Genomic DNA, 12,228 nt, shown 5'->3' on the forward strand with positions numbered 1-12,228 from the left:
GAAGTGTTGGAACTGCGAGGGGGAGACGGGCGGGCGGCCCTTCTGCCCGGGATGCGGAAAGATCGCCGCGAGGCCCCCAGGGGCCACCCTCTTCGACTTCTTCGAGCTGCCGCCGAGCTACGACGTGGACGTGCCCACCCTGGAGCGGCGCTTCCGCGAGCTGTCGCTCCAGCTCCACCCCGACCGCTTCGCCCAGGCCGACGCCCGCGAGCGGCGCCTGTCGCTGGAGCAGACCACCACCCTCAACGAGGCCTACCGCACGCTGAAGGATCCGTCTCGCCGGGCCTTCTACCTGCTCAAGCTGCATGGGGTGGACATGGACCGCGAGGACGCGGGGACCCAGAAGGACATGCCCGCCGAGTTCCTCGAGGAGGTGCTGGAGCTGCGCGAGGAGCTGGAGGGGGCCATCCACGCCCGGGACCTGACGCGGGCCCAGGCCATGGCGGTGGACGTCACGGCGCGCCAGCGCGAGGCGCTCACCGAGGCCGCCAACGCCCTGCGGGCCCTCCACGACGGCGAGGATGAGCCGGCCCTGGTGAAAAAGGCATCGCACGCGCTGGGACGGGTGAGGTACTTCACGCGCTTCCTCGAGCAGGTAGAGGAGTTCGAGGAGGAGGCGGTGGTGTGAGCAAGAACGGCTATCTGCAGATCCACGATCCCCTGAAGCCCAAGGGGTACGCGGTGGGCATCGACCTGGGGACCACGAACTCGCTGGTGGCCTCGGTCATCCAGGGCAAGCCCCAGTGCCTGCCGGCGGACGAGGGCGACGCGCGGCTGCTGCCCTCGGTGGTGCACTACGCCAAGGACGGCGGCGTGGTGGTGGGCGCGCGCGCCCGGAAGCTGGCCGCCGAGCACCCCACCGACACCATCATCTCCGTGAAGCGCTTCATGGGCCGCAGCCCGGAGGACCCGGAGACGCGCAAGCTGGGCCACTACAAGTTCTCCCAGGGCTCCGGCCCCGTGGTGCGCTTCGAGGTGGCGGGCGGCCAGCCCGTGACGCCCATCGAGGTGTCCGGGGAGATCCTCCGCGCGCTCAAGCGCCGCGCCGAGTCCCACTTCGCCGGCAAGGTGGAGCAGGCCGTCATCACCGTGCCCGCCTACTTCGACGACGCCCAGCGCCAGGCCACCAAGGACGCGGGCCGGCTGGCCGGGCTGGAGGTGCTCCGGCTGCTGAACGAGCCCACCGCCGCGGCGCTGGCCTACGGGCTGGACAAGGGCAGCCAGGGCACCTTCGCGGTGTACGACCTGGGCGGCGGCACCTTCGACATCTCCATCCTCAAGCTGGTGGAGGGCGTCTTCGAGGTGAAGTCCACGGGCGGAGACTCGGCGCTGGGCGGCGATGACTTCGACCGGGCCATTGCCCAGCGGGTGCTCCAGGCCATGAGCCAGGGCTCGCCCTCCCCTTCCCTGGTGGCGGAGGTGCTCGCCGCCGCGCGCAGGACGAAGGAGGCGCTCACGGACGCGCCCGAGGTGGAGCTCGTGGCCGCCGGCCACCGCCAGCTCATCAAGCGCGAGGACTTCGAGGCCTGGATCCAGCCGCTCATCCAGAAGACGGGCATCGTCTGCCGGCGGGCGCTCAAGGACGCGGGCGTGACGGCGGCGGAGCTGGACGGCGTCATCCTCGTGGGCGGGGCCACGCGCGTGCCGGCGGTGCGCCGCTTCGTGGCGGAGCAGTTCGGCCGCGAGCCGCTGGGCGACATCGACCCGGACCAGGTGGTGGCGCTGGGCGCGGCGGTGCAGGCGGACCTGCTCACCAACGCGGACCGGCAGGACGAGGTGCTCCTGCTGGACGTCATCCCCCTGTCGCTGGGCCTGGAGACGATGGGCGGCATCGTCGAGAAGCTCATTCCCCGGAACTCCACCATCCCCACGGCGGCGGCCCAGGTCTTCACCACCTTCAAGGACGAGCAGACGGGCCTGGACGTCCACGTGCTCCAGGGCGAGCGCGAGGCCGTGGAGGACTGCCGCAGCCTGGCGCGGTTCCGGCTCTCGGGCATCCCCGCCATGCCGGCCGGCATGGCCCGCGTGGAGGTGCGCTTCCAGGTGGACGCCGACGGCATCCTCTCCGTCACCGCCCAGGAGCAGAGCACCGGCGTCACCCAGTCCATCACCGTGAAGCCCAGCCACGGGCTCACGGATGAGGAGATCGAGCGCATGCTGCTCGACTCCATCGACCACGCGGAGGAGGACATCCAGCTGCGCCAGGTGCGCGAGCAGCGCGTGGAGGCCGAGCGGGTGCTCACGGATGCCGCCAAGCAGCTCGGAGAGCATGGCGCCCTCCTCCAGGACGGCGAGCGGGCGGCCATCGAGGCGGCCATGGAGCGGGTGCGCGAGCTGGCCAAGGGGGAGGACTCCCACGCCCTCAAGCAGGCCATCCACGCCCTGGACGAGGTGTCCCGGCCCTTCGTGGAGCGGGTGATGAACCAGGCCATCCGCCAGGTGGTCGCCGGACACTCGGTGGAGGAGTACTGAGGTGCCCAAGGTCCACTTCAAGAGCCCGCTGGACGATGTCACCACCGAGGTGAAGCCCGGCACCACCCTGCTGGAGGCCGCCGAGGGGTGCGGCGCCCACGTGGGACATAGCTGTGGCGGGGTGTGCGGGTGCTCCACCTGCCATGTGTGGATCCGCAAGGGGCTGGACTCGCTCTCCGAGCAGACGGACGCGGAGATGGACCGGCTGGACATGGGCTTCGACGTCCGGCCCTACTCCCGGCTCAGCTGCCAGTCAGAGGTAGGTGCGGAGGACCTCCTGGTGGAGATCACCGAGGAGTCCCTGACGGCCTTCATGGACGAGAACCCGGCCCTGAGGCACCAGTTGGAGGCCGAAGGGAAATGGCCGCTCAAGAAGTGATGTTCTCGTAGTCGGTTCCGCTTGACGGGGGCGCGGCGGTTCCCTATATGTCCGCCCCCACAGCAGCACAGCACCCCACCTGCCCAGGTGGTGGAATTGGTAGACACACTAGATTCAGGGTCTAGCGCCTGCAAGGGCATGGAGGTTCGAGTCCTCTCCTGGGCACACTGAAGTAAAGAAGGGCCCCGGCTTCACCGCCGGGGCCCTTTTTCTTTTCCCACCCTGGGCGGGAAGGACGGGCTCCAGAGCTGCCTCCGGAGCCCCCTCCCCGGGCTGTCCTACCCGCGCGCCCACCGCCAGCGGCGAGCCCCCAGGGCCGCCAGCGCCAGCAGGGCCAGCGTCACGGAGCCGCCCGCGCCAGAGCCGCTGCTGGAGCAGCCCGGCGGCTCCTCGGCCTGCGTGCCGGTCCCCTTCACGGGAACCACCCCGGCCGGCGCGGTGGCGCCCTGGGCAAACACCTGCACCTCGTTCCGGACCTCACCCTCCCCCTGCGGCTGGAAGGAGACCCGGATGACGCGGCTGCCGCCGGCCGGGATGGGGGTGGCCAGCTCCGAGCTGTCCACCGAGAAGGCCGCGACCTCCTCCTTCAGCCGCGCCGTCACCCGCTGCTCCTGGGAGGAGGTGTTCGTCACGGTGATCTCCTTGAACCCGCAGGGCGTGCCCACCTCCACGAGCCCGAAGTCCAGCGCGGAGGGGCTGACGGTGAGCGCCGCCCGGATGCCCTCGCCATGCAGCGCCACCGTGAGCTGCAGGGACGGGTTGGCGAGGACGACCTTCAGCGTGCCGTTCACGTCCACCTCCGCCTGCGGGGTGAAGGCCACGGAGAGCTCCGCCTCCTGGCCCGGCGCCACGACGAACGGCAGGGCCGGGCTCGTCAGCGCGAAGTGCGAGGCGGCCGAGCCCTCCACGAACAGCGCCGAGACGGTGGCGGGGCTGCCGCCGGCGTTGACGATGCGCACCTTGCGCGGGCTCGAGGTGCTGCCGACGAGCTGCCGCCCGAAGTCCAGGGACGACTCCGATAGGTGGATCGACTGGCCGATGCCCGTGCCGCTGAGGGGAACCGCCACGGTCGGCGTGGCGGGAGCGCTCGAGATGACCTGCAACAGGCCCGAGAACGCCCGCTCCGCGTTCGGCAGGAACGACACCGCCACATCCACGGAGGCTCCCGCCGGCAGGGCCACCGGAAGCTGCGGGGTCGCTACGGAGAAGGCTGCCGCGTCCGTCCCGCCCACCGACAGTCCGCTCACGACGAGGACGCCCGTGCCCACGTTGGTGAGCGTGAGGATGCGGGGCGCGACGGAATGGCCCACCAGCACGTTCCCGAAGTCCAGCTGGGTCGCGGACAGCTGCAGGCTGGACGCGGTGCCCACGCCGCGCAGGTTCGCCTCCAAGCTCCCGGCATTCGTGGCCAAGACGGCCCGAGCCGCTCGAGGGCCCGCGGCCCGCGGGAGGAACTGCACGCGGACCAGGGCGCTCTGCGACGGTGCCACCAGCAGCGGCAGCACTCCCCCGCCGAGGCTGAAGTCCAGGGCCCCACCCACGGGGCCCGCCGCGGCGTCCGCGAAGGTGATGGAGGAGACCACCAGCTCCCTCTCGCCCACGTTCTTGATGACGAGCTCCCGCATGACGGCCTGCCCCACGTTGGAGCTGCCGAAGTCGAGCTCCGAGGGCTGCAGCTCCGCGGCGGCCCCCACCCCCGTCCCGGACATCATCAGGTTGAAAAGACGATTCGTGAAGGCGTCACTCTCGATGACGGCGCTGCTGGGGAAGGCGCCGCGCCGGGTGGGCGCGAAGGTGACGGTGAACGTCCAGGACTCCGCCGGCGCCAGCACCAGCCCGGTGGGCAGCCCCGAGAGGGTGAAGGCCGCATCGGCGGGAGGCGTCACCTGGGTGATCTTCACCGGGTACGAGCCGGTGTTCTTGACGGTCACCGCCTGCTGGACCGAGCTACCCACCTCCACCGCGCCGAAGATGACGTTGGCAGGTGCCAGGCTCAGCTGGCCGTCGACCCCTACGCCCTTCAGCTCCACCGGGGGCGCGGGCTCGAAGGCATTGCTGACGGCGAAGAGCTTGCCCGTCGTCTCGCCCAGGGTGCTCGGGGTGAAGACGAGGGCCAGGAGCTTCTGCTGGCCCGGGGCGATCCGCAGCGGCTGCTCCTGCGAGGGCGGAGGCAAAGGCGCGTTGAGCTTGAAGTCCGGCTGGGAGACGAGGAGCTGGGTGATCTCCAGCTCGGCCGTGCCCGGGTTGGAGACGACCACCACCTGCTCCGCGCTGGTCTGGGTCAGGCGCTGCTGTCCGAAGTCGAGCGAGATCACGGACCACGACAGCTTCGCCAGCGTGCCCGTGCCCGACAGGCTCACCATCAGCGGGGAAGGCAGATCGGTCATGAGGCTGACGCTCCCCGTCGCCGCCCCCGGCGCGGTCGGCTTGAAGATGACGTCGAAGACGAAGGAGCTGTTCGGGGCCACCACGATGGGCAGCGCGTCACTCGAGCGGAGGGCCACGGTGAACGGCCCCTGTACGGGCAGGCTCTGCAGGACGAGCTCTCCGCTGCCCGTGTTGGTCAGGGTGATGGCTCTGCGCTGGCTCTCGGAGCCGACGCGCACGTCTCCGAAGAAGACCGTGCCGGGACTGACGCTCGCCTGGGCGGTGGTCCCTACCCCGGTCACGCTCAGCACCGTCGGGCCGTTCGACGCGTTCGACGTGAAGGTGAGGGTCCCGGTGAAGCTGCCCTGGCTCGTCGGGGCGAAGGCCACCTGGAAGCTGATGGAGCTGTTGGGCTGAACCGTGAAGGAGGCCGGCCCGGCGTAGGTGAAGGGCCCCGTCGCGGTGGGGGCGGCGGTCACGATGAGCGGAGCGGTCCCCGCGTTGGTGAGCGTCGCCGTCAGCTGACGGGTGGCTCCCACCCGCACTCCGCCGAAGTCGAGCACGGAGGGGCTCATCACGGCCGTGGCACCCCCTCCCGAGCCCGACAGGGCAATCGTCACCGTCGGATTGCTCACGTCATTGCTGCTCAGGGCCAGCTGGGCCTGGGCAAGCCCCTGGACCACGGGGCTGAAGACCACCGTGACGCTCCGGCTCTGCCCCGCGGGCACATCGATCGAGGCCGGAGAGAAGGTGAAGGCGGCGGCACCCGACCCGCTCTTGGTCAGGTTGGCGGTCAAGGTGCCCGTACCGATGTTGCTCACCGTCAGCGTCAGCGTCTTGTTGCCGTTCACGGGCACCGTCCCGAAGTCCAGCACGGCGGGGCCCACCGAGATGGTGGGGCTCACGCCCGCTCCCGTGATGGGAACGACGAGGGTGGCGCGCGCCGGATCATTGGTGCTCAGGGTGAGCGTGGCCGTGACAGCGCCCACGGCCGTGGGGCGGAACGACACCAGCAGGTCCCTCGACTGCCCACCCTGGAGCGAGAAGCCCGAGGACGGAAGGACCGTGAAGGCCGTGGCCCCCGAGCCCCCCAGGGCGATGCTGTTGACGAGCAGGTTCCCCGTCCCGGTGTTGGTCACGGTCACCGTCCTCGTGACGGTGGTGTTCACACCCTGCTCACCGAAAGCGAGCAACGACGGGCTCACCGAGGCGCTCGGCGACGCGCCCGTGCCCGTGATCGCGACGGTGACGGTCGGGCGGTTCACATCGTTGGTGGACAGCGTCAGGGTGGCGGTCGCGGCCCCTGGAACCGTGGGGGAGAACGCCACCGTCAGCTGGCGGGAGCCTCCCGCCGGAACCGAGAAGGAGGTCGGCGTGACACTGTAGGCCGCGGCCCCCGAGCCACTCAGGGTGGCATTGCTGATGGCCAGCGTCCCCGTCCCGGAGTTGACCACCGTCACCGTCCTCACCGCGTTGCCGCCCACGCTCTGCTCACCGAAGTCGAGGACCGTTGGGTCCACCGCGATGGAGGGGCTCACGCCCACGCCCGAGAGGGCCACGGTGACGGTGGGACTGCCCGCCTCATTGGTGGTGAAGACGAGCGTGGCGCTGGCCACCCCCACCGTGGTGGGACTGAACACCACCGACAAGGGCGCGCTCGCATTGGGTGCCAGCGTGAACGTTCCCAGCGTGACGGAGAACAACGAGGCCTGGGAGCCCGAGAGGGAAGCGGAGACCTGGAGCGGAGCGCTCCCCGTGTTCAGCACCGTCACGACCCGGGCCGCGCCAGGGACGCCGACCGGCTGTTCACCAAAGTCGACGAGGCTGGGGCTTATCTGCGCCGCTGACTGCGCCAGCAACGCCGTGGACTGCCGTCCTCCCGAGCCCCCCAAGGCCGCGCTCGCGGACTCGGAAGGACCGCAGGAGACGAGCAATCCAAGACACACCACTGCCAGAAGATTCAGTCGCAGCACGGGGCCCTCCCTGGAGAGAGGGAGACTCTATCCGAGACTGCCACTCTGCGAGAAAACGAACATTACGGCGTCGCGGGCTCCACGGCCTCGTGGGCCACGTGGTGTGTGGCTTCGCGCGCCAGACTGCCACCGCGACGCAGATCCTTCAGGCGCAGCTTGCGCTGGTGCACGGAGACGGCGCCCACGCCGATGTTGGCGAGCACCGTGCCCAGGTGGGTGAGCGTGGAAAAGGCCGCCGCATCCGCCTCGGAGGCGCCGAGGCTGCGCGCCGCCCAGCTCGTGACGAAGTAGTACAGCCCCATACCCGCCGGAACTCCCGGCACGGCCTGCCCCAGCGCGATGGCGCCCAGGACGACGGCCCCGGCGAACAGGCCTCCGGAGATCCCCAGGCCATGCAGGGCCATCCCGTAGGCCAGCGCGGGCGCCAGCACGGGCCCCACGGACCAGACGAGCGCCGTCGCCATGCCCCGGAAGCTGCGCGCGGTGCCCAGCCCGTCCGCCACGTGCTGGAGCAGGTTCTGCAGCCGGGGCAGCCGGTGGCGGCGCTGGAGCGCGTGGGCGAGCGGCCGCGAGTAGTGCGCCAGCAGCACCACGAGCGCCACCAGCCCGACGCACAGGTACAGGGCCACCTCCAGGGCGCCACGGAAGTGGACCATCGTCTTGCCGAAGGGGCCCAGGAAGGAGAGCGCCACCAGCAGCATCAGCGCGGCGAACTCCAGCAGCTTGCACACCGCCACCGAGCCCAGGCACTGCAGGAAGGGCAGCCGCTGCGTCCTCGCCAGCAGGAAGGAGCGGATGATGTCGCCCAGCTTCCCGGGCAGCACGTTGTGCGTGAAGGCGCCGATGGCCACCAGGTGGTAGCGCTCCTTGAAGGGCACCTTGCGCTGGAGCGTCTGCTGCCACTGCAGCGCTCGCAGGGGGATGATGGAGGCCTCCAGCAGCATGAACGGGATGAGCCAGACCAGGTGGCCCGGCAGCTCCTGGAAGAACTGCCGCAGCGGGAAGCGCGGCACGAGCAGCGGGCCGGGCTCCCCCACGTTCCAGTGGAAGAAGGCCGTGGAGATCAGCACCACGGTGATCACGGCGCCCAGCACGCCCATCAGCACGTGGAGGACCGCCTTGCTCCGAGGTGCCTGGCCCCCGGCCTCAGGCACGGTAGGCCTCCGAGAGCCGCTGGTGCAGGCGCACGCAGTGGCTCAGGCCCGAGAGGTCCACGGGCGCGTCGCCAGGCCAGCACACCGTGCTGCGCGTCTCCGTCTTCGTCAGGCCGCCATGGGAGCCGAACTCCCAGGCGAAGCCCACCGTGGAGCCCGGCGCCACGGCGTCGCCAAAGAGCACCAGGTCTCCCGCGGTGCTCAGGTGCGGCAGCTCGCGCAGGTAGTCCGCCACCGCCTGCCGGGAGAACTCCTCGGCCAGCGGCGCGCTCGCGATGTCATCCGGGCCGTACACCCCACCCTTCACCAGCGCCACGGCGGAGTTGCCGCGCCGCACCGCCACCATCCCGATGTCCGGGTGCCGAGAGGCTCGGGCCAGCACGTCGCGGTGGTGCGCGACGAGCTCCGCGGCCTCCAGCGGCGTGTGCTCCCGCGTGAGGTACACGTGCGCGAAGTTGCCGGACTCCACGACGACGGGAGAGTCCGTCCCGCGAGGCGCTCGCGCCGCCCCCAGGGGACGCCCGTCCAGCAGCCCGCGCTCGATGTCGGGCGACAGCGGCACCCCGGGCCCGCGCAGCAGCGCGTCCTCCAGGTGCTGGCCCTGGCGCTGCTCGAAGGGAAGGCTGCCCACGTGGCCGTGGTCGGTGACGAAGACGATGTCGTACGGGCGCTCGACGCAGCGGGCCATCGCATACAGCTCGGCGAGGTAGGCATCCACGCGGTGCAGCTCCGCGATGGCCTGCTGCGAGCGGGGCCCGCGCCGGTGGGACACCTCGTCGTAGTTGCCGAAGACGAGGTAGATGGCGGGCACCCCGCGCACCATGTCCACCAGCGCCTTGGTGTGCACGAAGCTCCAGCCCAGCCGCTGCAGCATGACGCGGCTGAGGAGGAACCCGCGCTCGTGGCGCCAGTCCCCCAGGGCGTGCGCCCAGCGCCAGATCTCCTGCATCGCGCGCCAGGTGTCCGCGCCGAACGAGCGCAGGTAGGCCCAGGGGCTCACGGTGCGAGCGACGAGCAGCCCCTCCATCTCCGCGGACAGGGAGCGCGCCATGACCTTCAAGCTCGCCAGCGTGCTCATGCACAGCCGGTTGCGCGCGCCCGCCTGGAACAGCGAGAAGTAGGTGTGCCCGCCGTCGGCGAGCAGGCTGGTGCCCTCGCGCTGCCCGAGCCGCTGCTCGATGTGCAGCGCGTCACGCGGAGTGTTCATCTGGACCTTGCGGCCCAGCTCGCGATCGAACCAGGAGTAGGCCGGCAGGTTCGGATGCTCGAGCCCATAGAGCAGCCCGGCCTGGAAGAAGGGCGTGGAGGCAGGCGAGCCCCAGAAAGCCTCTTCGAAGTGATACGCGCCCGAGCGCACCAGCTGGGAGAAGAACGGCATGCTCCGGGTCCGGATGGCCTCATCCAGCAGGTCCTTCGGGACACCATCCAGGTGGACGACGAGCAACCGCCGAGGGTGCTTGGACACCACGGGCGGAACCTTGCGGCCGATGCGCCGGGCCAACGCACATGCCCATGCCTGCAACTCTGAGGTGAGAACATTGCTCACGTTGACGGCTCCCCGTTGTGAAGAGCGAAAATGAGCATGCAGGGAGACGTCAGCCGTGAGTGCGCGTGAGCTCTCTTGGTGAGCGAGCGAGCAGGTCCCGCTGCGGAGGAGAGGGGTTGGAGGGTCCCGCCCCTTGGGGCATGACGGAGGCTCGCATGCTGCTTCCCGCACTCGTGGTTCTCGTGGTGGGTGCATCCCCCGTCACCGTCGTCCCCAAGCCAGAGCCGACCTCCAGCCAGAATCCGGGCCCGAAGACCGAGGGCGTGGATGCCATCGCCATTCCGCTGGTGAGCTTCAACTCGGACATGGGGGTGGGCTACGGCGTGGTGGGAGGCATGTTCCTCTACGGAAAGGGCCACACGCCGTACCAGCACGGGCTGGGCGCGCAGGTGTTCTTCACCAACCGAGGCATCCAGAACCACTACGTGCGCTACGACGGGCCGCAGCTGCTGGGCCCGATGCGGGTGGAGGCGCGCTTCGAGTACAAGCGCGAGTTCCGCAGCCCCTTCTATGGCGCGGGAAACCGCTCGGCGCCGGAGTTCACCGGCGACGTGGATGACATCCGGTACAACTACGACAAGGGCTCGCCGGGCGCGTGGCTGCGGCTGCGAGGGCGGCCCTTCGGCGAGAGCCACCCGTTCCAGGTGTATGGGGGCTACTCGTGGCGCTACACGCGGGTGGCGCCGTACGAGGCGTCGATGCTCTCGGAGATGAACCCGGTGGGCATCGAGGGCGGCCCGACGGGGCAGGTGCTCGGCGGCGTGCTCTGGGACACGCGGGACAGCGAGACGGATCCGACGACGGGAGGCGCGGAGGAGCTGGCGGTGCGCATGTCGGCGCCGATGACGGGCAGCCGCTACCGGTACATGGGGATCGCGCTGAGCGAGCGGCGCTACTTCAAGCTCTCGTCGCGGTTCGTGCTGGCGCAGCGGGTCTCCGTGGACATGCTGTTCGGCGAGGTGCCCTTCTTCGAGTGGAGCAGCACGGGTGGGGTGCTCTTCACCGAGGGCGTGGGGGGCATGAGCAGCGTGCGAGGCATCGAGCGCAACCGGTTCGCGGGGAACATCAAGGTGTTCTCGAACACGGAGCTGCGCTTCCACGCGTTCGACATGAAGCTCTTCGGCCAGACGATGAAGCTGGGCGCGGTGGGGTTCGTGGACATGGGGCGGGTGTGGCACCCGGGGGTGACGGACGGCCCGTGGCATAAGTGGCACCCGGGAGTGGGCGGGGGGATTCGCCTGGCGCGGCGCGCGGCGGTGATCCGGGTGGACTACGCGACGTCCACCGAGGCGGGTGGCCAGCGCCTCTATATGAACTTTGGCCACATGTTCTGAGGCCCGGCGGATCCGCGCCGGGATCGGCTGAAAGCCTTATTGGCAGGCGTCCTCTCTGAGCCGGGATCGATTAGGCTGAAGGCCTATGCGTCATCTCGGATTCTTCGGGCTGCTCCTGGCGCTGGCCGCGTGCCGTGAGAAGGGACCGGCCGACGGCGCGGTGAAGGTCTCCATCAGCTACGGCACCTACACGCCCGCGTGCCTCCGTGTGTCCGCGTGGGATACGGATGGGAAGCGCTCGGAGACGGACATCCCGCGCGGTGCGTTCAAGACGCCGGGGGAGCGGAGGGTGACTGTCGCGGTGTTCCGCAAGCCGGACTGGGGCCGCGAGCTGAGCATGGAGGTGGCCTCCTATGACGCCTCCGCCGACGGGCTCTGCACGGGCAACGTACTGGAGCGCCACGGCTCGGGCGAGCCCATGACGGTCCCGCTGGGGGCCTTCGAGACGTTCGAGGTGACGCTCGAGGCCCAGGACGACGATGGTGACACGCACGTCCGGAAGACCGACACGGTGGCGGGGACGGACTGTGACGACACGCTGAACACGGTGCACCCGGGCCTGCCCGAGGTCTGCACGGGAGCGCGGGACACCGACTGCGACGGAGCCACCGCCTGCGCGGACAGCGAGTGCCTGGACAAGACGTGTGATGACAAGAACCCGTGCACGCTGGAAGACCGCTGCCGGCCAGGGACCAGCTCGACCGTCGAGTGCGTGGGGACCCTGAAGACGTGCCAACCGCCCAACCTCGTCTGTTACACGAACGAGTCCGTGTGCAACCCCGCCACGGGCGAGTGCGTCCACACCCAGCAGCTGCCGGACAAGACGTGCAATGACGAAGATGCCTGCACGTCGGGCGACCAGTGCGGCATGGACGCCTCGTGCAAGGGCACGCCCTCAGTCACCTGCAACAGCCCGCCGAATATGGCCTGCTACGAGAGCACCGGCACCTGCGACAAGATGACGGCCGCCTGCTCCTACACCCCCAAGCCCGCCACGGTGAGC

General features: G+C 70.2%; 8 protein-coding genes and 1 tRNA gene. 6 read left to right on the forward strand and 3 right to left on the reverse strand.

Features of this window, described 5'->3' with window-relative positions:
* Positions 1-61: 61 nt before the first annotated feature.
* The 4 genes from hscB (at position 62) to KY572_RS29855 (ending at position 3,016) form a co-directional block, all read left to right on the forward strand.
* Entirely contained in the window at positions 62-628 is a 567-nt protein-coding gene (hscB, locus tag KY572_RS29840) for a Fe-S protein assembly co-chaperone HscB (RefSeq protein WP_224246482.1), read from the forward strand.
* Positions 625-2,472, forward strand: coding sequence for a Fe-S protein assembly chaperone HscA (hscA, locus tag KY572_RS29845; RefSeq protein ID WP_224246412.1), 1,848 nt, complete (start codon positions 625-627; stop codon positions 2,470-2,472). Before hscB ends, hscA begins: the two co-directional genes overlap by 4 nt.
* Position 2,473: 1 nt before the next feature.
* A complete protein-coding gene (locus KY572_RS29850; protein WP_224246415.1) occupies positions 2,474-2,851 on the forward strand; it encodes a 2Fe-2S iron-sulfur cluster-binding protein in 378 nt (125 codons plus the stop codon).
* 81 nt (positions 2,852-2,932) lie between these two features.
* Positions 2,933-3,016, forward strand: a tRNA-Leu gene (locus KY572_RS29855).
* 113 nt (positions 3,017-3,129) lie between these two features.
* Here the strand turns inward: KY572_RS29855 and KY572_RS29860 are convergent.
* The 3 genes from KY572_RS29860 to KY572_RS29870 form a co-directional block, all read right to left on the reverse strand.
* Positions 3,130-7,191, reverse strand: a complete 4,062-nt coding sequence (locus KY572_RS29860; protein ID WP_224246417.1) for a choice-of-anchor D domain-containing protein — start codon at positions 7,189-7,191, stop codon at positions 3,130-3,132.
* Positions 7,192-7,253: 62 nt separating this feature from the next.
* Positions 7,254-8,291, reverse strand: coding sequence for a lysylphosphatidylglycerol synthase transmembrane domain-containing protein (locus KY572_RS29865; protein WP_224246489.1), 1,038 nt, complete (start codon positions 8,289-8,291; stop codon positions 7,254-7,256).
* A gap of 46 nt (positions 8,292-8,337) precedes the next feature.
* Positions 8,338-9,846, reverse strand: a complete 1,509-nt coding sequence (locus KY572_RS29870) for an alkaline phosphatase family protein (RefSeq protein WP_263452095.1) — start codon at positions 9,844-9,846, stop codon at positions 8,338-8,340.
* Positions 9,847-10,046: 200 nt separating this feature from the next.
* Between KY572_RS29870 and omp85 the strand changes: the two genes are divergently transcribed.
* Positions 10,047-11,225 (forward strand): Omp85 family outer membrane protein, encoded by a 1,179-nt coding sequence (gene omp85 / locus KY572_RS29875; protein WP_224246437.1) that lies wholly within the window; start codon positions 10,047-10,049, stop codon positions 11,223-11,225.
* Between the two features lie 85 nt (positions 11,226-11,310).
* A partial coding sequence (locus KY572_RS29880; protein ID WP_224246439.1) for a putative metal-binding motif-containing protein occupies positions 11,311-12,228 on the forward strand: 918 nt, incomplete at its 3' end.

This window comes from Hyalangium gracile (assembly GCF_020103725.1).
In the GTDB taxonomy this organism is placed as follows: domain Bacteria; phylum Myxococcota; class Myxococcia; order Myxococcales; family Myxococcaceae; genus Hyalangium; species Hyalangium gracile.

Excerpts from the sequence above, each read along its gene's own strand:
- omp85 (WP_224246437.1), top strand. The coding sequence starts at position 10,047 with ATGCTGCTTCCCGCACTCGTGGTTCTCGTGGTGGGTGCATCCCCCGTC.
- KY572_RS29865 (WP_224246489.1), bottom strand. The coding sequence starts at position 8,291 with ATGGGCGTGCTGGGCGCCGTGATCACCGTGGTGCTGATCTCCACGGCC.